Here is a 22,778-nt window from a genome sequence, read left to right on the forward strand (position 1 = left end):
CATGTCCTTCAAGAAATTGCTGATTGCCAACCGCGGTGAGATCGCGATCCGGATTGCCCGCGCCGCCGGCGAAAGCGGCCTTGCCACGGTTGCGATCTATCCCGCCGATGATGCGGCTTCGCTCCATGTCCGCGCCGCCGACGAGGCGCGCGAGATTCCCGGCCATGGCGCGCGGGCCTATCTCGACATCGAGGCGGTGATTGCGGCGGCCAAGGCCGCAAGCTGCGACGCGCTGCATCCGGGCTACGGCTTCCTCAGCGAGAACACGCAGCTCGCGCGGCGCTGTGCCGAGGAGAAGATCACCTTCGTCGGCCCGTCGCCGGAGGCGCTCGACCTGTTCGGCGACAAGGCCAAGGCAAAGGCGCTGGCAAAAAAATGCGGCGTCCCGATCATTGCCGGCACTTCGGGCGCGACCAGTCTGGACGAGGCAAAGGCGTTCTTCGCCGCGCTCGGCGCCGGCGCCGCCGTGATGATCAAGGCGATCGCCGGCGGCGGCGGGCGCGGCATGCGCGTGGTCGAGGATGCCGCCAAGCTCGACGAAGCCTATGCGCGCTGCCAGTCGGAGGCCAAGGCGGCGTTCGGCAGCGATGCTGTCTATGTCGAGCGGCTGATCCGAAAGGCCCGCCATATCGAGGTACAGATCATCGGCGACCGTCACGGCGTCATCAGCCATCTCTGGGAGCGCGAATGCACCATCCAGCGCCGCAACCAGAAGCTCATCGAGGTGGCGCCGAGCCCGTCGCTGAGCGATGGCATGCGCGCGCGCATCATCGAAGCGGCGAAGCAGCTCGCGACCGCCGCGCGCTACGACAACCTCGGCACCTTCGAATTCCTGGTCGACGACGAAGCCGGCGAAGGTGAGGGCGCGTTCGCTTTCATCGAGGCCAATCCGCGGCTCCAGGTCGAGCACACCGTCACCGAGGAGGTGCTCGGCGTCGACCTCGTGCGCGCGCAGCTCGCGGTCGCCGCCGGCGCCACGCTGGCCTCGCTCGGGTTGGCGCAGGCTGCGGTGCCGCTGCCGCGCGGCTACGCGATGCAGCTCCGCGTCAACATGGAGGTAATGGACGAGAAGGGCATCGCGAAACCGACCGGCGGCACGCTCAGTGTGTTCGACCTGCCGTCCGGTCCCGGCGTTCGCGTCGATACCTTCGGCTATTCCGGCTACCGGACCTCTGCCGCGTTCGACTCGTTGCTGGCAAAAGTCATCGTCCATTCGCCGAGTTCAAAATGGACCGACGTGGTGCACAAGGCATCGCGCGCCTTGCGCGAATTCCGGATCGGCGGCGTCGCCACCAACATCCCGTTCCTCGGTGCCATCCTGGCGCATCAGAGCTTTGGGCGGAACAAGATCAGCACCAATTTCATCGATACACATGTGGCGGCGCTGGTCGGCGGGGCGAGGGAGCTTGCACCTCCGCTCGTCGAGGTGAACGAAGCCGTTGTTGCCAAGCCGGTTACCGCCGAAGCGGCCCCAGAAGGATCGCTCCCGGTGCCCGCGCCGCTGCAGGGCACCATCGTGGCGATCGAGGTCACGGAGGGCGATCTGGTCCGTCCCGGCCAGCAGATCGCGGTGCTGGAATCGATGAAGATGGAGCATCTCGTCACCGCGCCGCATGGCGGCCGGGTCACCAGGATCGCGGGCGGTATCGGCGTCACCCTGATGCATGGCGAGCCGATCCTGTTCCTCGAACCGGCCGAGGTCGACGGCCATCACGCTGCGGAAGAGGCCGCGATCGATCTCGATCATATCCGGTCTGATCTCGCCGAGCTGATCGCGCGCAAGGCGATCACGCTGGACGAGAACCGCCCGGCCTCGGTCGAGCGCCGCCGCAAGACCAACCAGCGCACCGCGCGCGAGAACATCGCGCAGCTGGTCGATGAGGGCTCGTTCGTCGAATACGGCTCGCTGGCGATCGCGGCGCAGCGCCGCCGCCGCAAGGTCGAGGATCTCATCAAGAACACGCCGGCCGACGGCCTGATATCAGGCGTCGCCACCGTCAATGCCAAGGATTTCGGCGCCGACGGCGCGCGCTGCATGGTGATCTCCTACGACTACACCGTGCTCGCCGGCACCCAGGGCCATATGAACCACAAGAAGATCGACCGCATGCTCGGCCTCGCCGAGCAGTGGCGCATGCCGCTGGTGTTCTATGCCGAGGGCGGTGGCGGCCGTCCCGGCGATACCGACCGGCTCGGCATGACCGGCCTCGACGGCCCGTCCTTCGTGCAGTTCGCAAAACTTTCCGGGTTGGTGCCCGTGGTCGGCGTGGTCTCCGGCTATTGCTTCGCCGGCAACGCCGCGATGCTCGGCGTCTGCGATGTGATCATCGCCACCAGGAATGCCTCGATCGGCATGGGCGGTCCGGCGATGATCGAGGGCGGCGGGCTCGGCGTCTATCATCCGGCCGAGGTCGGCCCGGTCTCGTTCCAGTCGTCCAACGGCGTGATCGACATCCTGGTCGAGGACGAGGCCGAGGCGACCACGGTGGCTCAGAAATATCTGTCCTATTTCCAGGGCGCGGTGCAGGACTGGAAGGCGCCGGACCAGCGGCTGCTGCGCCGTGCGATTCCGGAAAATCGGCTGCGGGTCTACGACATCCGCAACGTGATCGACCTGATCGCCGACGAGGGCTCGGTGCTGGAGATCCGCAGGGATTTCGGCGTCGGCATGATCACGGCCTTCATCCGCATCGAGGGCAAGCCGTTCGGCCTGATCGCCAACAATCCGAAGCATCTCGGCGGCGCGATCGATGCGCCGGCCGGCGACAAGGCCGCGCGCTTCATGCAGCTGTGCGACGCCTTCGACATCCCGATCGTCTCGCTCTGCGACACGCCCGGCTTCATGGTCGGCCCCGAGGCCGAGAAGACCGCGATCGTGCGCCACGTCGCGCGGATGTTCGTCACCGGCGCGAGCATCACGGTGCCGCTGTTCGGCATCGTGCTGCGCAAGGGCTATGGCTTAGGGGCGCAATCGATGATCGGCGGCGGCTTCCACGCCTCGTTCTTCACGGTGGCGTGGCCGACCGGCGAGTTCGGCGGCATGGGTCTCGAAGGCTATGTCCGCCTCGGCTTCCGCAAGGAGATGGAGGCGATCGAGGACCCGGTCGAGCGCGAGAAGTATTTCCAGACCAAGGTCGCCGAGCTCTACGCCAACGGCAAGGCGGTCTCGATCGCCTCGGTGCTCGAGATCGACGAGGTGATCGATCCCGCCGACACCCGGCACTGGATCATGGCCGGCCTGCGCTCGGTGGCGAAGGTCGAGCCGCGGACCCACCGCAAGCGACCATGTATCGATGCGTGGTAGGGCTGCGTAGGGTATATAACTCGCGCAACAAGCTCGGTGTCGTCCCGGCGAAGGCCGGGACCCATAATCACAAATGCTGCTTGTTGCGCGATGCTGGAACGACCGATCCCATCAACAACTTCCGCCGCGGCGTATGGGTCCTGGCTTTCGCCAGGACGACAGTGGTGGATGGGGCAGGCGCCTCGCGTCACCGAGAGAGCGACCCCAAGCTCAGCCCAATCGCAACTCCGCATACCCCTTCGCCGCCACCGCGTCGCATCTCTCACGATATGCCGGCGCGCTGCCGCTGTAGCGGGCGACGATGCGGGTCTGCTTGCCCTCGACGTTGCGGTTGATGCCGGTCATCCAGGAATCGACCTCGTTGGAGAGCAGGCCGACGCCGAGCGCTTTGACATGCTCGGTCCAGTCGGCGGTGCCTTCAGGCGTGGCATCGAGGAAGGTCAGGCCTTTCGCTTTCGCGAAGCGGATCAGCCCGGTGACCCAATCCACGCTGTATTCGATGCTGCGCGGGATGTTGCCAAGCGCGGTGTGCGGGCCCATCAGCATCATCATGTTGGGGAAGCCGTCGACCATCAGCCCGAGATAGGTTTCCGGGCCGTGCGTCCATTTCTCCTTCAGCCGTGCACCGTGCGCGCCGCGGAAATCGATTTTGTCGAAGCTGCCGGTAATGGCATCGAAGCCGGTGGCGTAGATGATGATGTCGAACGCGTAATCCCTGTCGCTGGTGCGGATGCCTTCCGGCGTGATCCGCTCGATCGGCGTCGCCTTGATGTCGACCAGCTCGACATTGTCGCGGTTGTAGACCTCGTAATAGAAGGTCTCGAGCGGCAGACGCCGCGTGCCGAAGCCGTGGTTCTTCGGGATCAGCATCTCCGCGACCGCCTGGTTCTTCACGCGCTCGCGGATCTTGCGCGCGACGAAATCGCTGATAGTGGCATTCGCCTTGCGGTCGATCAGGATATCCTTGAAGTTGCCCTGCCAGATGCCGAAGCCGCGTTCGCCATAGAGCTTCTCGTAGAACGCCTCGCGCTCCGCTTCGCTCACCTCGAACGCGCCGCGCGGATCGGGCGTATGCACGAAGCAGGCGAAGGTCTCCTTGCAGCGCGCGAAGATCTCGGGATAGCCGGCCTTGATCCTGGCTTGCGTCTCAGCGTCGATCTTGCCGTTGTGCAACGGCGCCGCCCAATTCGCGGTGCGCTGGAACACGGTGAGATGCCCGACCTCGCCGGCGATGGTCTGAATGGTCTGGATGCCGGTCGCGCCGGTGCCGATCACGGCGACGCGCTTGCCGGTGAAATCCACCTTCTCCTTCGGCCAGCGCGCGGTGTGAAACGATTGACCCCTGAAATCGTCGCGGCCCTCGATCCGCGGCAGGGTCGGCGTCGACAACGGGCCGATCGCGGTGATCAGGAAGCGGCAGGAGTGCTGCGCGCCGCTCTCCAGCGTGATCCGCCAGCTTCGCGTGTCGTCCTGGTAGATCGCGGACGTGACGCGGCTCTCGAACTGGATGTCGCGGCGCAGGTCGAACTTGTCGGCAACATAGTTGCAGTAGCGCAAGGTCTCGGGCTGGCCGGCGAAATGCTCCGACCATTCCCATTCCTCGAGCAACTCCTTCGAGAACGAGTAGCCGTAGGAATAGCTCTCGGAATCGAAGCGTGCGCCGGGATAGCGGTTCCAGTACCAGGTGCCGCCGACGCCGGTGCCGGCTTCGAACACGCGCGCGCTAAGACCAAGCTCGCGCAGCCGGTAGAGCTGGTACATGCCGGACAGGCCGGCGCCGATGATGATGACGTCGTAGTCCAGCGCAGCCGTCTCGGGGCTGTTGTCCTGGCGCGATGCGGCCACCTGTCGTTGCTCCCTGATGGATTGATTGCCGGCAAGGCTAACCGGTCTTCCTGCCGCCGACAAACATCGCGGAGCGGGGCAGCTATCGGGATTTGCCGGGTGCGTCGGCCCGCGCGCATTCCGCGCGGCGGACTGTCCGCCCCGCGGCTTTACTCGGCCGCGGGATTCCCTCTATCGTCGGCCCGACACTACGATCGCCCGCCAAGCGGCGACGGAACCAGCGGGAGTGAAGCGATGGGAGAGGCGCTGCGCAGGCCGATGTCCATAGACGTCAGCAATCCCCGGCTTTATCAGGACGACACCTGGCGGCCGCTGTTCGCGCAGCTCCGCCGCGACGATCCCGTGCATTATTGCGAGGCGTCGGCCTACGGTCCTTACTGGTCGGTGACTCGCTACGACGACATCTTCGCGGTCGAGCTGGATCACCAGAACTATTCGTCGGCTTCCGAGCTTGGCGGTATCCAGGTCGCGGACCAGCCGAAGGGGCAGGAGCGGCCGAGCTTCATCCGCATGGACCCGCCCGGCCACACCGCGCAGCGCCGCACGGTGGCGCCGATCGTGGCGCCGTCGAACCTCGCCAATTTCGACGCCCTGATCCGCAAGCGCACCGCAGCCGTGCTCGATGCGCTGCCGCGCAACGAGACCTTCGACTGGGCCGAGCGGGTCTCGGTCGACCTCACCAACATGATGCTGGCGACGCTGTTCGATTTCCCCTCTGAAGACCGCGCCAAGCTGACCTGGTGGTCGGATGTCGCGATCGCCAACGTCGAATCCCCCGACGCGGTGGTGCATTCGGAGGCCGAACGCACTGCCGAGCTGGTCAAGATGGGAGAATATTTCCGCAAGCTGTGGGACGCGCGGGTCGATGCGCCGCCGACCTTCGATTTGATTTCGATGCTGGCGCATTCTGAAGCGACGCGGAATCTGGAGCCGCGCGAGTTCATCGGCACGATCGGGCTGTTGATCGTCGGCGGCAACGACACCACGCGCAATTCGATGTCAGCCGGGCTGATGGCGCTGTGCGAGAACCCGGAGCAGTTCGAGCTGGTCCGCGCGAGGCGCGAGCTGATCCCGAACCTGGTGTCCGAAACCATCCGCTACCACACGCCGGTGCTGCACATGCGCCGCACCGCACGCAACGACGTCGAGCTTGCCGGCCGCCGGATCAAGAAGGGGGACAAGGTCGTGATGTGGTACATCTCCGGCAACCGCGACGAGGACAAGATCGAGCGCGCCGATGAATTCATCATCGACCGCGCCAAGCCGCGCCAGCATCTCGCCTTCGGCGCCGGCGTCCACCGCTGCGTCGGCGATCGCCTGGCCGAGCAGCAGCTGCGCATCCTCTGGGAGGAGGTCCTGGCGCGCGATCTGCGTTTTGAGATGATGGGCCCGCCGCAAAGGCTCTATTCCAATTTCATCCGCGGTATACGAAGCTTGCCGGTGAGAATCGTCAATTGAAGTTGTGGGTTTGTCATTCCGGGATGGTGCGTAGCACCAGACCCGGAATCTCGAGATTCCGGGTTCGATGCTGCGCATCGCCCCGGAATGACGGGATCATAAGAACAAGGAATCCGAATGAACGATCCCGTTGACGTCCTGATCATCGGCGCCGGCGCGTCCGGCGCCGCGGTGGCCTGGAGCCTCGCCGATACCAAGATGCATATCCTCTGCCTCGATCAGGGCGGCTGGATGAATCCTGCCGAATATCCGAGCACCGGGCGCGACTGGGAGGCGAAGTTCTACGGCGAGTGGTCGTCCAGCCCGAACGTCCGCCGCCGGCCCGAGGACTACCCGATCAACGACGACAATTCGCCGATCAAGGTCGTCAATTTCAACGCCGTCGGCGGCTCGACGGTGATGTACACCGCGCACTGGCCGCGGCTGCATCCGTCCGATTTCAAGGTGAAGACGCTCGACGGTGTCGCCGACGACTGGCCGATCGACTACGACGCGCTCACCCCGTTCTTCGAGGAGAACGATCGGATGATGGGTGTCTCCGGCCTGTCCGGTGATCCGCTGTCGCCGCTGAGCCATCCGCCGATGCCGCAGCAGCCGCTCGGGCTATCCGGCCCGCTGATCGGCAACGCCATGAACAAGCTCGGCTGGCACTGGTGGCCGTCGGACACGACCGTGGCGACGATGGATTACGAGGGCAGGGCGCGCTGCATCAATCTCGGCCACTGCACGCCGGCCTGCGCGCAGGGTGCCAAGGCCTCGACCGACATCACCTACTGGCCGCACGCGGTCCGCGCAGGGGTCGAGCTGAAGACCCATTGCCGGGTGCGCGAGATCCTGACCAACGAACACGGCATGGCCTCCGGCGTCGTCTATTACGACAAGGACGGCGTCGAGCAGTTTCAGCCGGCTGAAGTCGTCATCATCGCCTGCAACGGTGTCGGCACGCCGCGGCTGCTGCTCAATTCGGTGTCAGGCAAATTCCCCAATGGCCTTGCCAACTCGTCGGGCCTGGTCGGCAAGAACCTGATGTTCCACCCCTATGCGCAGATCTACGGCTTCGTGAAGGAGCCGACCGACAGCAACCGCGCGCCGCCGACCTGCCTATGGAGCAAGGAGTTCTACGACACCGATCTGTCGCGCGGCTTCGTCCGCGGCTACGGCATCCAGTTCGGCCGCGGCGCCGGGCCGGTGTTCGAGGCGGTCGCGAGCGAGCAGAAGGGCATCCTGCCCTGGGGCAAGGATCATCACCGTGTCTTCCGCAAGCTCAACGGCCATCGTCTCGCGGTGTCGGCGATCTGCGAGGATCTGCCGGAGGAGCACAACCGTGTCACGCTCGATCCCGTGTTGAAGGACAGCCACGGCATCCCCGCGCCGAAGATCGATTACACGATCAGCGCGAACAGCCGGAAGATGATGGATCACGGGCTGGCGCGCGGCCGGGAGATCCTCGAGGCCGCCGGCGCCACCGACATCTGCATCAACGATCCGATCCCGTGGGGCGGCTGGCATCTGCTCGGCACCGCGCGGATGGGCACCGATCCGGCGCGCTCGGTGGTCAACGAATGGGGTCGCTCGCATGATGTGAAGAACCTCTTCATCGTCGACGGCAGCATCTTCGTCACCTCGGGTGGCGTGAACCCGACCTCCACCATCCAGGCCCTCGCGCTCTACATCGCCGACCAGATGAAGCAGCGCCTCGCCAATCTGTTCGACTGAGACCGCCAGAGACCGACATGCCCGATGCAAAACAACTGACCGCAGCCCAGCGCGCCGATCTGCGCACCGTCGCCGCGATGATCGTTCCCGAAAGTGACGAGTACAAGGTGCCGGGTGCGGACGATGCCGCGATCCAGGCCGACATGCTGGCGACGCTCGGCCGCGACACCGCGCTGGTCGCGCAGGCGCTGGATCATCTGGCTGAGCTCGCGGGCAAGCCGCTCGCCGAGCTCGACGATGCCAGGCGCGATGCGGTGGCGCAGGAGTTTCGTACCGGCGGCGGCGCTGCCGCGGCGACGCTCGTCCGCGTGGTGCTGCAATGCTACTACCGCGACGACCGCGTACTGCGCTCGCTCGGCCTCGAGCTGCGCGCGCCGTTCCCCAAGGGCCATGTGCTGCCGGAGGGCGACTGGTCGCTGCTCGATCCGGTCAGGGCGCGCGGCGGCACGTTGCGGCGGGCGCCGTAGTGTTGTGCAGTCCATTCCGTCATTCCGGGGCGCGACGAAGTCGCGAACCCGGAATCGAGAGGTCGTGCATCGAGATTCCGGGTTCTCGCTTCGCGAGCCCCGGAATGACACTGAGTGAATCACACGTCAGAGACACAATCCTGGCCGATCGGGCAGGTGCCGGGCGTAACCACTTGCGGCGCGGGGAGCCGGTCACCATCTGAGGGGACCAAAGGACTCTCGCCATGCTGGATATTACCTCAGATACCGCCGGTGACACGCCGTCGCCGCGAACGGCTGACGCTGCCCAAGTCGCAACCCAGGTCGATGACCGGGCTTTGCTGGATGCCTATTCCAATGCCGTGATCGACGTCACCGATCGCGTCGGCCCCGCCGTGGTCCGGGTCGAAACCGGGCCGAAGGTGCGTAATGCGCGCGAGCGCGGCGGGCTCGGCTCGGGTATCGTGATCTCGCCCGACGGGTTCGTGCTGACCAACAGCCATGTGGTCGGATCGTCGAAGGAGATCCGCCTGCGCGACACCGAGGGCTTCGTCACCGACGCCCATGTGCTCGGCGTCGACCCCGACACCGACCTCGCCCTGCTGCGGGCCGATGGCGCGCGCGATCTGCCCTATGCCTCGCTCGGCAACTCCAAGACGCTGCGGCGCGGCCAGCTGGTGGTCGCGATCGGCAATCCGCTCGGCTTCGAATCGACGGTCACCGCTGGTGTGGTGTCGGCGCTCGGCCGCTCGATCCGCTCGGTGAGCGGGCGCACCATCGAGGACGTGATCCAGACCGATGCCGCGCTCAACCCCGGCAATTCCGGCGGGCCGCTGGTGTCGTCGAAGGGCGAGGTGATCGGCATCAACACCGCGATCATCAACGGCGCGCAGGGCATCTGCTTTGCGGTCGCCAGCAACACCGCGCAGTTCGTGCTGTCGGAGATCATCCGCCACGGCTATGTCCGCCGCGCCTATATCGGCGTCGCCGGCCAGACCGCACCGGTGCCGCGGCGGCACGCGGTGCTGGCCGGCGTCGAGAACAAGATGGGTGCATTGCTGATGCAGATCGAGCCGGACAGCCCGGCCGCGCGCGCGGCACTGCTGCCCGGCGACGTCGTGATCCGGCTCGACGGCATCGAGATCAACGGCGTCGACGACCTGATCCGCGCGCTCGATCACAGCCGGATCGACCGCACGCTGTCGATGGACGTGCTCCGTCTCGGCCGCCTGCGCGCGATCGACATCCACCCGATCGAGCGCAAGCCGGCGAAGCAGTGATGCCATCCACGCACGAGATACACCCTCTTCGCTCATGTCCGCCGTAGCCTTGGCGAAGGCGGATGTGGGAGAGGGTCGCTTCGCGCAGCGACGCGGGGTGAGGGGTCTGCCTCCGCGATCTCATCTGTGGCGAGAACCCCTCATCCGGCGCCCTAGCCGACGCTGCGCGTCGGCGTTGTTTAGAAACGGCGGCCGTTGGCCGCCTATGCCACCTTCTCCCACAAGGGGAGAAGGGAAGAGGCACCCTCTACGCTGCTACCGCAACGCCGCGGGCAACTCGTCGGGCTGCTCGACCATCATCATGTGGCCGGGCGCCCGGCAGCACCACAATGCGAGCATTCGGAGTCGCGGCATCGTCCGCCAAGCTGCGCCTTGAGGTTACGCCCAAAAAACGCGGCTGGCCTTCTAGTCTAGCTTGCGGCCAGCGGTGCCTTTCCGCGTCCGAGTGCAAATTGACCGACCGGGCTCTCGACATGAAATTCGAGCTCGGTGATTTTCGCAAACAGATCGATGTTGGTCGTGCCGATGGCGCAGCCGCCAAGGCCCATATCGGTCGCCGCCAGATAGAATGTCTGGATCATGGTGCCGACATCCTTCAGGATCAGCGAATATGCGATTGAGCTGTATTTCCAGGATACCCGCCCAAAACGCGCAGCGATCGTGATCAGGACCTGCGGCGGGCCGGGCGCGTCCATGGCAAACTCGGCCGCCGTCGAGAGCGCCTGGAGCTGCTGGGCGGAAGCACCGATCGCGACCAGTGCGTGACCACCCGCATCGTAGTGGTAAAATCCGCGCGCAAGCCCCTCGCAATTCGAGACCGCCAGGTACAATTCCAGCTCGTAAGCGCTGCCCGCCGATGGATAAGGCCTCGCGCTGTAGGTGACTTCAGGACCGCCGTCAAAATTCGCGCCGTTCTTCCATTCCGATAGCACGCGGGCGGTGGTGTCGAGAAACTGTGCGAGTTCGGCGAGCGTGACCGGGTGCTGGTCGTCGAAATCCCGTATCGAATGGCGTTCACGCAACAGCTTCGCGAAGGGCGAGATCGGCTCCGGCGTGGAGAGCTTGTGGAGGGCGAACTTCTTGCCTGGCCAACGCGGACGTATCGCAGGCAGCGGTGTGGAACGACGCCCGCATGGGTGAACGCGCCGCCAACTGGATCGGCATGCCGGCCCTCCGTGCTCCGCGTGTGAAACACGAGATCGTGGAAATCCCAGAGAACGAGATTGCCGTCGCCTTCATTCACCCGAAGGCCGTCGCCGTCTTTCGCATTGAGCTTGATCAGCATCTGGCTGTCGAGCAGCAATCCGAGCAGATCGAGGTTCAAGGAGGTCGCGTGGCGGCGAAGCTTGCTGATCTTCTGGGGCTGCGACAGGGCCGCGAGGGTGGCAGCGATGGCGGGATCGCAAATCCGGAACAGCGCCCCGGCGCGCGGCGATTCCAGCACCATCTCGTTGCCGCGCCGGCGCAGATAGGCGAAGCGCGACAACACGATGGTATCACCGTTCCCCAGCTTTGCAGGTTGCGGCCAGTATTCGGCGACCTGCGGCTCGATGACCACGAGGTCCTGCTCTTCGCGCGGAGAGGATAGGCGGTATTCGAGAAGCCCGTGCCGCGCCAGTCGCTGCACCAGGGCATGAACCTGCCTCGCGAGGGCGCTTTTGCCGGCAAAGGAGGCGAGCGGCAGGCCGGAGGCGAGATGTCCCGCACGGTCGATCGCCGCCGTGCTGAATTGTCCCAGATTGACCGTATAGTGGCCGAGGGCAGCGGCGATGCTTCCGTCCGCCTGCATATGAAGGGAAAAGCGACCGTTCAATCGGGCGGCGATGACTGGTGCGATCTTCCTGGTCGGCTTTTTCCGGAGCACGCGCACGGAGGCCAACCTTCAGGTGTGTGGAAGAAACGGAGTGAGTTCGCTTTCCAGTCGTGGGCGGTCCAATAATCCAAGCTTCACCGGAACATCGTAAAGCCGGCCGGCCGCGAAGCGGCGATAGAAATGCCGCAAGCCCGGAACGAGCACCCTGACGACGGGGACTTCGACGTCGGGCCGCGTCTGGTCGAGCACGAGGAAATCATGTCCGGCACCGGTGGCAATCTCGATGCAGGCATTGACCTGGTCGCTCGTATTGTCGTGAACCTTGAGGCCCGGTGCCGGCGGGACGATCGGATTGTCGCTGGGGATCAGGAAGGGATAATCGTCAAGTCGCAGCGGCGTAACGCCGTCAAGCGTCGGCTTCTCGCCGCTTCCGCCGCCCATCATGCCAATCGACATGAATTGGGTCAGCTCCGTCAGGGAACGCAGCAGGGCTATGCGGCGATCGAAATGCGAGCCGGAGCCGAACTCGATATTTTCGTGTCCGTTCTGCATCCAGTGCGTGATCGCCACGTAGGAGGGAATGCCGAGATCGCTGGTGATGTCGAGCACCCAAAGCCTGCGCCCCGCATCGGCAAGCTGGGCTTGCAGATCCCGCACATAGGAATCGTCGAATTGCGTGAGGTCGACTTCGGCCCGCTGCAGCCGATTGTACCACCAGATGGCGTAGGCATCGCGTTCGACCAGTTCGAGGAAGCCTTGAACGATGGCTTCCTCACGGGTGTTGCCGGCCGCACATCCGTTGGAATCCGTGTGGAAGCCGCCATAGAAAAAATACAGCAGGCCGGTCGGAAGAAATTTGAAGCGCTTGTCGCGTAACGACCAGACCGGCGACCACTCGTTTTTTGTCGAGGGATCGAACGGCTCGGGAACCGGGTGTGAATCGTCCGGCTGCGGGGCATGTCTGTTCTGAAACTGCGTGTCGCTGAAAAGCTGGACGTCGTTGGGAAGAAGAGCGTCACCGGGAGCGAAATCGGCAAAGCGGCGGTTCGTCCTGATCTCGTCACCCTGGAAAATGCCCGAATAGCGCTCGATCGCCTCCATCAGCGCGCTGGCCTCGCCCTGCTCGGCCGTGGAGCCCTTGCCGAAGCTGCCGCCGCTCAGTCCGGATCTGAGCTGGTCAACGTTCCAGGCCGGCGCGGAGAAGTTGTGGTAGGCGAAAAAATTCGTATTCATCGGCAGATCGGCCTCGATCCGCTCGAGCCGCGAAACGACGCCGGTCAGCGGACTGACGTGTTTGCGGAACCGCGCGACGGTGGTTCGCGACGTCACGGTGCGGTATCCGCCGCTGGTGGCTATGAGCTTTCTGCCCTCGGCAATCTCGATCGGGGTTGCCGCCCGGCGCGCGCTCTGCAGCTTCTTGCTGCCGCAAGTGGGACATTGCGGGCGTTTCGCGACATAGTGCTTGGCGATGACGGCACCAGTCAGGTCGAAGCTTGCAATGTGATCGCGCAGGTCGGTGCGAAAACCCGAGGCAATCGCCTTCGTGATCTCCACGGCAGCGAAGTGAACTGCGGTCTGTCCAACGGTGTCGTGGACCAGGGGCGATACGGCGACCGCTTGCGCCGGTCCGCGGTCGAGAAATCCCTTGATCTCCCGATTGCGTATCATGCGATCGAACAGGCAGGTCCAGCAGGCGCTCTCGCCCGGCTTGAACACAGGTCCCACCAGCGGAATCACACCGGACGGCTGCACCAGGAGCCACGGCGTCCCATCGGCGACGCGCACCCCGTTCAGCTCGGCGAGCCCTCGATCGAGATAGTCGTTCACCAGCGTGATGATGAGCCTCGGCGACCGCTTGGCGATCTGAACGCCAAGCTTGCTCAAGGCCGTGCTCAGTTCCCTGGCGCCTTTGACATCGATCGATTCCACTCGCACGGGACAATCGCGGAGATTCTGTTCCGCAACCTCGGGAGGCAGGCCGAGGCTCGCCCAATACCCATCAACGGCGCCTGCGAATGTATGCGATGCTCCACCAACGACGTATCGGCGCTCCAACAGCCGCCTGATCGCTTCCTCGATCTTGTCGGCGGGAAAACTCTTTGAAAGCTGGCGAACGATCTCTGGCGCAGCCTTTCCATTTTTTCCGATCGCCGTGGCTACCGCACAATACAGTTCGCCGTGCAGGAAGAACTTGCGATTCTCGGAATAGAGACAGACCACATTGGGAGGAATGACATAGGCGGTGAAGTTCGGCGCGAAGCGCAAAACGCCCTTGCGGGTCTGCCTCGCGGCGCGGCTCTTGCGATTGACTGTCATCGGGTCAGCACGCCGATCCTGTTCCCGTCACTGCCGGTTGCCGGCGCACGACAAACCGCCGCCCCGCCCAACTTGTGCGCCGAGCTCGACCATTCTTCGAAATAAGTTGGATCACACTCGCCCGCCATCGGCAAGCTGACCAGCCAGGCGCGCCGAACGTTGCAACGAAGGCAAGAAAATGGCCGGGTCGTTCGCGGGCCCGGCCGATGAAATCGCGACGTGTCCATACCTAGTCAGGGAGCGCTGCGTCCTAGCACCAGCGGCAGCGGCCCCACGATGCACAGCACCCTGCGCATGACACCAATGGCACGCCTACCCCGATCCAACCAACGCCGCAGCCGCCACATCCACCGCAACCGACGCCGCAGCGGCAGCCTCTGCACGCTCTGCAGCCGCCGCAGCCTCTGCAGCCTCCGCAACCTCTGGCGCCTCCGCAACCTCTGGCGCCTCCGCAGCCATGACAACCACCGCATCCCCGCGCGAGCAGCACGCCGCCCGCGACGCTTCCATGGTCGATGAGATTGAGATGGAAGGTGGCGAGGTTGACGTCGGCGAGTTCTTCCTCGCTGAGCGCGGTCACTTGGCCGGGCGCGAAGCTCGGCCTGTGTTGAACGTCCACGGTCGGTACGGCCGAAGCCGATGCACTTCCCGCCAGCGAAAAGGTTAGACCGGCTACTCCCAGCGCCGGCATGGCGGCTTTGGTCATTCGCTTCTTTTTCGAAGCTTGCTTCGCCCGCTGCATGGCCGCATCCTCCAATGTTGGAAGAAGGATCTCCGTAAGCCGTGATCCTACCCCGAGCGAACAAGGCAGGCAAGATTTGGGGGTACACGAAATGTCATGGGGCTGGGTTGCATGTAATGGGGCTGGGTTGCATTCACCTTCATGAACAATATCGCTGCAATTTCATCGAAGGCGCCGAATATCTGCGCCCGTGAGCGGATTGCGCGGGGGCGGTTTGATGCAGTGCGCAATTGCCGGCCCGCTTGAACAGGGAAATTAGCTTGGTCGATCAGCCCGGACGCTTCGCCTGGTATGAACTCCTGACGACGGACATGCGGGCGGCAGCTGCCTTCTATGGCAAGGTCGTCGGCTGGGCGACGAAAGATGCGTCGATGCCGGAGCTGGCCTATACGGTGCTTGCTGCAGGCGACACGCCGGTGGTTGGTCTCATGGAGCTCCCCGAAGAGGGGCTGCGATTGGGTGCAACGCCGAGATGGGTCGGCTATGTCGCCGTCGATGACATGGATGCGAAGGCCGCGCAGATCCGCCGTCTTGGCGGCGCCATCCTGGTATCGCCGACCGACAGCAATATCGGCCGAATTTCAGTGGTCGCCGATCCGCAAGGAGCGACGTTTGCGCTGGTCACGGGACTGACATATGGCCAACCGCAACCCGGCGGATTGGACGAGCCCGGGCGCGTGGGCTGGCACGAGTTGCTGGCCGAAGACCGGAACAGGATCTTTGCTTTTTACGACGAGCTTCTTGGCTGGCAGAAGGCCCATGCTGGAGCCGATCCGGCAGATATGTATGAATTGTTTTCAGTGGCCGGACAGACGATCGGCGGCATGCTCACCAAGCTTCCGAGCGTGTCGCAGCCCTGTTGGCTCTACTACTTCAATGTCGACGACATCGGCGCGGCCGCCAAGCGCGTTCATGCCGGCGGAGGCCGGGTCCTCCAGGGTCCGATCGAGTTGCCCGATGGTTGCTGGATCGTTCGATGTGCCGATCCCCAGGGCGCCCTGTTTGCGTTGCAGGGCGCCTGGGATCAGACGCGCACCGAACGCCCCTCCACCTCGGAAGTCGGCTGGTCTGCCAGGTGGGGTGGCATTGCTTCAAAGGGCAGGATGGTGCTTCACAAGACGAAGCGCTAGGCCGAAGCGTTTGCTGCTTGCGGCCTGAAGGCGGGACAGGCGGAATGGGTACGCGCCGATACCGCGTTCGAGGCAGATATCCGATCGGCCTTGCAGTGGCATGGTGGGTGAGAATTTTCGGCCGCAATCGCGACGGAGGCGTGCGCTGCTGCGGTGGCGCCGGGGCGTTCGTGGGATTTCGGAATAATAGAAGATATCGCTGATTTGCCCGACGCGTCAAGTGGTTTGTCCGAGTGTCGGCGGCCGCCCTGCTCCTTTGCATGGGGTTGTTTTCGACATTTTGGGGGCGCTCACCTTCCAAGGAAGGTCTCCGACGTCCCCAGCAGCCGTGGCGGCCGAGGGCACTTCGAATGATATCAGACCCTCATGGTGAGGAGCCGCCAACGGGTCCGCGCAAAGCGCGGTCCGATGACAGGCTCCGCGGCGTCTCGAACCACGAGGCCCCGACTGTGGCCTCATCCTTCGAGACGCGCTACGCGCTCCTCAAGATGAGGGGTGAGCGTTGAGCGCGAGGATATTACCGCAGCGCCGCCAGCAGTTCGTCGGGCTGCTCGACCATCATCATGTAACCGACACCAGCGAGCACCACGGTGCGGGCGTTCGGCGTCGCGGCATCGTCCGCCAAACAGCGCCTTCGCCGTCCGACGCGTGCCGCAAGCAGCCGTTTGGAAATTCTTTCCGATCGCCTGCGTGGCCGTGCGCGTAAGCGCTTTTGGCTGCACGATCCGTGTGGACCGACCAGGCCGGGCGTGTGCCCATAAACGCGCAAAATGTCGGGTCTTGGGGGGCGAAGCGGAAATCTTGTGGTCGTCCTGAGCTTTACCGCTTGTGACCCTGGAGCGGACGCCGAACTTTTCGGGCTGGCAACCGCGCCGCTGGAAGCGGAAAGCGAGGGCGGTTCAGCGCCCACCTGTGTCGAGGCCGAGAAGCCAGCGGCTCATGGTCCCGAAACCGGCCTCGCCGGAAAACACGACATCGGCAAATTCGGCGCGTTCAAGTGCTTCGCGCATTTCCGTGGGAGGCAGGCCAAAGGCCTGGCGAAAAGCGCGGCTGAACACCGAGATGCTGCCGAAACCGCACCGAGCAGCGATGACGCCGATGCGCTGGTGGGCGTGCGCCGGATCTGTGATCAATTGATGCGCGCGCCCCAATCGACGCTGTTGGATATAAGAGCTAACGCCGCCCATCGGTTCGAACGTTCGATAAAGTTTCGCGCGCGATACGCCAAGCTTGCGGCATATGAACTCCGGTCCCAGTTCCGGGTCATGCAGGTTCGCCTCGATAAATCGCCGGAAGCTAACCATCGATGCGGCGGATTCGGACCGCGCGATCACGTCCCGACCGTTGGCCGACGGTCCCGCGAACGCGGCAATGAGCGCCGCGGTTCCGTTCACCGCCGCGCGGCCATCCGCCAGACTCAGCGCCGAGGCTTCCGCGAACAACGTCTGAAGATGACCGACCAGCATCGCGTTCAGCGGATTCTTCTTTTGCAGCACCCGTCCGTGAAGGCCGTCGAGGTCGGCGAGGTACGGTTGAAGCGCATCGCGCGGCAGTATGAGTGTGAGGCTCTCGTAGTTGGGAGAGCGCAGGGAACTGGGGCGCGACAGGTCGAGAAAACAAACGTCTCCGGCGCGAACCTCGGCGGCGCGTCCCTCGGCGTCGAACGCACATCCGCCTTCCGCGTAGACAACGAGCGAGATGTTGTCGACGCCGCTACGCGCGATCAACGGCGCCGTCCGTTCAAACGTGGCGGCCGACGAACGGCCGGAGACGATGGCGACGTCCGCAAACTGATAGCTGGTCATTTGGACCGCGAAGGAGGAGCGCGCCTCAGCATCCGCGGCGTCCAGCGCGAATAGAGGAGACATGCCGCCGCGCCAGAGATCGAATTCGCGCGCGTTGCCCGGCGCGACTGACAGGTCCAAGCGGAATTGAGACGGCATCCTGCCACGCATCCGAGTCGCCGACCGCTTCAAGGAACTCTCCATTTGATTTCTGTGCTCAGCGTGCCGCGCGAGCTCTCGGTTTGCAAGGCGTCTCATTCTGTTGATCCAGTGTCTCATTCCCGCGGCTCAACCTCTCCGGCCGCAGACCTCAGTGCGGTCGCGCCAAAGATTGCAAGTCGCGGATTGGCTGGGGGAATTGGAGATTTGTTCAGGTCGTTTCGCGGTCCGCGCTGGGAGCAAGCGTCGCTCAGCAAATGGTGTCATCGGTTGCTGTTGCAACCCGGCTACATCCCGAGTCTGTCGCCTTGCCTATATTTCCCGCGTTGGCTGGTTTTTCAAAAGTTTGCTCGGGGAAGCGAGAATGCTTGAGCGTCAATTGTCCGCGTTCATTTCCATCGTGGTCTCCTCAAGGGTTGTCGTTTTCAGGGGGCGGGCGTCAGCTCAGGATCTGCCGGTGGCCGACCACGGCAGGATGCTGCGATCGGAGCGCCGGGCGTGCAGGCGTGCATTGCGCGCTGCGCTGCTCGCATCGACGTGCCTCGGCGTCATCGCGATGTTTGCCCCGGACGCCGCGCAAGCCGTCGACGGCACCTGGAACGGCCCCGGGGGTGAGTGGACCACGGGCGTCAACTGGAGCTCCACGCCGACCGTTCCTGACGGCAGCGCGACCTTCGCCAACAATGGCGCCCCCACCTCGGTGACCATCAGCGCCAGTACATCGATCAACACGATCCAGTTCGGCGCAGGCGTGCCGGCCTACAGTTTCATCCTTCAGGGGAATGGTACTACGTTGACCGTCACCGGCACCGGCATCGTCAACAATTCCGCATCTGCACCGAGCTTCACCAACAACGCCATCTTTCTTTTCTCCGGCACGAGCACCGCCGGCAACGCCACTATCACCGACAACGGCACCGTTCGGTTCCTCGATACGAGCACCGCCGGCAACGCCGCCATCAACATCAACAGCGGCGCCCAACTTCAATTCTTCAACACGAGCACGGGCGGCAACGCCACCATCACCAACAACAGCAACCTCGACTTCTTCAACTCGAGCAGCGCTGGCAACGCCACCATCATCAACAACTACAATTTTCGATTCGCCGATACGAGCACCGCCGGCAACGCCACGATCACCAACAACGCCGGCGGCCTTTCGTTTGCAAACACGAGCACGGCCGGCAGCGCCAGCATCACCAACAACACCATTCTCAACTTCAACGGCTCGAGCAGCGCCGGCAACGCCACCATCATCAACAACGGCGGTGGCACCCTCAACTTCAACGGCACCAGCACTGCTGGTAACGCCGGCATCACCAACAACAGCATCATCCAGTTCTTCGGCACCAGCACGGCCGGCACCGCCACCATCAATAACTCCCTCGCCAACCTGTCCTTCTTCAACAACAGCTCGGCCGGCAGTGCCACCATCACCAACAACTTCGGTATCGAGTTCAACGACAGCAGCACGGCCGGCACCGCGGTCATCACCAACAACGGCGCGGGCGTACTCAACTTCCACGGCACCAGCACCGTTGGCAACGCCACTCTCACCAACAACGCCCTTACGCAGTTTTTCGACACCAGCACGGCAGGCAGCGCCGGCATCACCAACAACGGCAGCCTCAATTTCAACGGCGCCAGCACTGCCGGCAGCGCCGCCATCACCAACACAGTTACCGGCAGCGTCGGTTTCGCCGGCGCCAGCTCGGCCGGCAGCGCCACCATCATCAACGACACCGGCGCAACGGTCAATTTCGCCAGCACCGGCAGCGCCGGAAATGCCACCATCACCAACCAGGGCACCGTTGGTTTCTTCAACACCAGCACGGCGGGCAGCGCCTCCATCGCCAACACCATCACCAACAGCGGCGTCCTGTTTTTCGCCGACACCAGCACGGCGGGCAGCGCCACGATCGCCAACACCCTGGGAATTGTGGAATTCCGCAACGGCAGCACGGCGGGCAGCGCCACCATCACCAACGGCTCCCTCCTGAATTTCAGGAACAGCAGTACGGCCGGCGGCGCCACCATCACCAACAGCGGTACCCTGGGATTCCGCGACACCAGCACGGCCGACAACGCCACCGTCACCAACAATAACCTCACCCAGTTCTTCAACACCAGCACGGCAGGTAGCGGCAGCATCACCAACAACGGCCGCCTCAATTTTAACGGCACCAGCACTGCCGGCAACGCCGCCATCACCAACAACGCCGGCGCCATGGTCAATTTCCTCAACACCAGCAGCGCCGGCAAGGCCACCGTCACCAGCTACGGCAGCCTGACATTCTCCAACAGCAGCACGGCGGGCAGCGCCGCCATCACCAGCAGCTTCGTCGTGCTCTTCTCCGACACAAGCACGGCGGACAACGCCACCATCACCAGCAACTCCTTCCTCCGCTTTTTCGACACCAGCACGGCCGGCAACGCCACCATCACCAACAATGGCAGCCTTCGGTTCGTCAATACGAGCACGGGCGGCACGGCGCGGCTCATCAACGGCGCGGGCGGGAGCATCGATCTGTCGTTGCTCACCAGTGCCGGCATCACGGCGGGCTCGATCGAGGGTGCGGGCACCATCAGCCTCGGCTCGAAGAACCTGCAGGCGGGCGGCAACAACCTGGCGACCACATTCTCCGGCGTTCTACAGGATGGAGGTTTCGGCGGCGGCAGCGGCGGCTCGCTCACCAAGACCGGGACGGGCACACTGACGCTCGCGGGCGTCAACACCTATACCGGTGCGACCGCCGTCGACGGCGGCACCTTGATCGTGGACGGCTCGATCGCCAGTTCGGCCCTGACGGTGAACGCCGGTGCTACGCTCGGCGGCAGCGGCACGGTGGGCAATACCACGATCAATGGCGGCACGCTGGCGCCCGGCAACTCGATCGGCACGCTGACCGTGCAGGGCAATCTGGTGTTCACGTCGGCTGCGAGCTACCTGGTCGAGGTCTCGCCGGCGAGCGCCGACCGCACCAATGTGGCAGGCACGGCGACGCTCGGTGGCGCCACCGTGCGCGCGACGTTTGCGGCTGGCACCTACGTCGCCAAACAATACACGATCGTCAATGCCACCGGCGGCGTGATCGGCACATTCAGTTCGCTGGTGAACACCAACCTTCCGTCGGGCTTTACCCCGAGCCTGAGCTACGACGGCAACAACGCCTATCTCGATCTTGCGCTCAATTTTACGCCGCCGAACGGTCCAACGCCGCCGGACTTCGGCAGCGGCTTGAACGTCAACCAGCGGAACGTCGGCAACGCGCTGATCAATTTCTTCAATACCACCGGCGGCATTCCGCTGGTGTTTGGCGCATTAACGCCGGCAGGCCTGACGCAGCTGTCCGGCGAGATCGGCACCGGCGCGCAGCAGACGACGTTCAACGCCATGAACCAGTTCATGGGCGTGATCAGCGATCCTTTCATCACCGGGCGCGGCGATCCCATCAGTGGGGGCGGAAGTCCGAATGCCTATGCCGACGAGAGCATGGCCTATGCCGCCAAGGGCAGTGGCCGCGCCAGGAGCGAGCGCGACGCTTACGCTGCGCTCTACACCAAGGCGCCACCGCTGCAGCCTTCCTTCGAGCAGCGCTGGAGCGTGTGGGCGGCCGGTTTTGGCGGATCGCAGCGGACCGACGGCAATACGGTCGTCGGCTCCAACGATACCCGGAGCAGCGTCTATGGCGTGGCCGTCGGCGCCGACTACCGCTTCTCGCCGAACACCATCGCGGGGTTCGCGCTGGCCGGCGGCGGCACCAATTTCAGCGTCAACAATCTCGGCAGCGGCCGCTCCGACCTGTTCCAGGCCGGCGGCTTCATCCGGCACAATGTCGGGCCGGCCTATATCACCGGCGCGCTTGCCTATGGCTGGCAGGACATCACCACCGATCGTTTCGTCACGGTGGCCGGCGTCGATCAGTTGCGCGCGCAGTTCAATGCCAATGCCTGGTCGGGGCGTGTCGAGAGCGGCTATCGCTTCGTCGCGCAGGGTTTTGGCATCACGCCATATGCGGCCGGGCAGTTCACCACCTTCGACCTGCCGACCTACTCCGAGCAGGCGATCGTCGGCAGCAACACCTTTGCGCTGGCCTATAATTCGAAGAGCGTCACCGATACGCGCAGCGAGCTCGGCCTGCGCACCGACAAATCCTTCGCCATGCCGGACGGCATCCTCACCTTGCGCGGCCGCGCCGCCTGGGCCCACGACTTCAATCCGGATCGGAGCATCGCCGCGACATTCCAGACGCTGCCGGGCGCCAGCTTTGTCGTGAACGGCGCAGCGATGGCGTCCGACTCCGCACTGGTGACCGCCGCGGTCGAGAAGAAATGGCTGAACGGCTGGTCGGCGGCGGCGACCTTCGAGGGTGAGTTCTCCAACGTCACGCGCTCCTACGCCGGTAAGGGCGTCGTGCGCTACACGTGGTGAGCGTAACGGCAGCTACTTGCAGTTCTGCTCATGGCTCCTCTCGGACTTTCGACAATGTCCGCTTTCGCGCTCCTGTCAGGGCCATAGCAGACACCCAACGCGTGTGATCCGAGCCGCTTCGATTTATGAGTACACGCCCTGGCTCGTGATTGTCGATCATCTCCACGTCCTCCGGACCCGCGTCGATTCGCCGGAACGCGGCCCGCCATTGGTCATTGATACGGTTCGCGTGCTTATCCGCCAAGTCGCCTTGCAGTGGCATGGTGGGTGAGAATTTTCGGCCGCGATCGCGACGGACGCGTACACTGTTGCGTAGGCAGCGGGACGCTCGAAGAAATTCGGAATAATAGAAG

General features: G+C 64.3%; 10 protein-coding genes and 1 pseudogene. 7 read left to right on the forward strand and 4 right to left on the reverse strand.

What is annotated here, in order from left to right:
- Window position 1 precedes the first annotated feature (1 nt).
- A complete protein-coding gene (locus tag ACVWY5_RS09105; RefSeq protein ID WP_028334388.1) occupies window positions 2-3,304 on the forward strand; it encodes a carboxyl transferase domain-containing protein in 3,303 nt (1,100 codons plus the stop codon).
- Between the two features lie 210 nt (window positions 3,305-3,514).
- Here ACVWY5_RS09105 and ACVWY5_RS09110 read toward each other — a convergent pair whose 3' ends face one another.
- Window positions 3,515-5,149 carry a flavin-containing monooxygenase gene (locus ACVWY5_RS09110; RefSeq protein WP_038377514.1) on the reverse strand — a complete coding sequence of 545 codons (1,635 nt, stop codon included), beginning with the start codon at window positions 5,147-5,149 and terminating at the stop codon, window positions 3,515-3,517.
- 234 nt (window positions 5,150-5,383) lie between these two features.
- On the opposite strand from ACVWY5_RS09110, the gene ACVWY5_RS09115 reads away from it, so the two are divergent.
- The 4 genes from ACVWY5_RS09115 to ACVWY5_RS09130 all read left to right on the forward strand — a co-directional run bounded on the left by ACVWY5_RS09115 (window position 5,384) and on the right by ACVWY5_RS09130 (window position 10,049).
- Window positions 5,384-6,607, forward strand: a complete 1,224-nt coding sequence (locus ACVWY5_RS09115) for a cytochrome P450 (RefSeq protein ID WP_028334386.1) — start codon at window positions 5,384-5,386, stop codon at window positions 6,605-6,607.
- Window positions 6,608-6,724: 117 nt separating this feature from the next.
- Complete coding sequence (locus tag ACVWY5_RS09120) at window positions 6,725-8,323, forward strand: GMC family oxidoreductase (protein ID WP_028334385.1); 1,599 nt, start codon at window positions 6,725-6,727, stop codon at window positions 8,321-8,323.
- A 17-nt stretch (window positions 8,324-8,340) separates the two neighbouring features.
- Window positions 8,341-8,790 carry a gluconate 2-dehydrogenase subunit 3 family protein gene (locus ACVWY5_RS09125; protein WP_028334384.1) on the forward strand — a complete coding sequence of 150 codons (450 nt, stop codon included), beginning with the start codon at window positions 8,341-8,343 and terminating at the stop codon, window positions 8,788-8,790.
- 224 nt (window positions 8,791-9,014) lie between these two features.
- Entirely contained in the window at window positions 9,015-10,049 is a 1,035-nt protein-coding gene (locus ACVWY5_RS09130) for a trypsin-like peptidase domain-containing protein (RefSeq protein WP_028334383.1), read from the forward strand.
- A 410-nt stretch (window positions 10,050-10,459) separates the two neighbouring features.
- Here ACVWY5_RS09130 and ACVWY5_RS09135 read toward each other — a convergent pair.
- Both ACVWY5_RS09135 and ACVWY5_RS09140 read right to left on the reverse strand, forming a co-directional pair.
- A pseudogene (locus ACVWY5_RS09135) lies at window positions 10,460-11,838 on the reverse strand (SagB/ThcOx family dehydrogenase).
- A 93-nt stretch (window positions 11,839-11,931) separates the two neighbouring features.
- On the reverse strand, window positions 11,932-14,178 hold the full coding sequence (locus tag ACVWY5_RS09140) for a TOMM precursor leader peptide-binding protein (RefSeq protein ID WP_028334381.1): 2,247 nt from the start codon (window positions 14,176-14,178) through the stop codon (window positions 11,932-11,934).
- 984 nt (window positions 14,179-15,162) lie between these two features.
- Here ACVWY5_RS09140 and ACVWY5_RS09145 point away from each other — a divergent pair.
- Window positions 15,163-16,050, forward strand: coding sequence for a VOC family protein (locus ACVWY5_RS09145; RefSeq protein WP_028334379.1), 888 nt, complete (start codon window positions 15,163-15,165; stop codon window positions 16,048-16,050).
- A gap of 899 nt (window positions 16,051-16,949) precedes the next feature.
- Here ACVWY5_RS09145 and ACVWY5_RS09150 read toward each other — a convergent pair.
- A complete protein-coding gene (locus ACVWY5_RS09150) occupies window positions 16,950-17,975 on the reverse strand; it encodes a helix-turn-helix domain-containing protein (RefSeq protein WP_028334378.1) in 1,026 nt (341 codons plus the stop codon).
- A gap of 475 nt (window positions 17,976-18,450) precedes the next feature.
- Here ACVWY5_RS09150 and ACVWY5_RS09155 point away from each other — a divergent pair, with 475 nt between their 5' ends.
- Window positions 18,451-22,425 carry an autotransporter domain-containing protein gene (locus ACVWY5_RS09155; protein WP_321176827.1) on the forward strand — a complete coding sequence of 1,325 codons (3,975 nt, stop codon included), beginning with the start codon at window positions 18,451-18,453 and terminating at the stop codon, window positions 22,423-22,425.
- The last annotated feature ends 353 nt before the right edge of the window (window positions 22,426-22,778 follow it).

The organism is Bradyrhizobium sp. USDA 3256, from assembly GCF_054058275.1.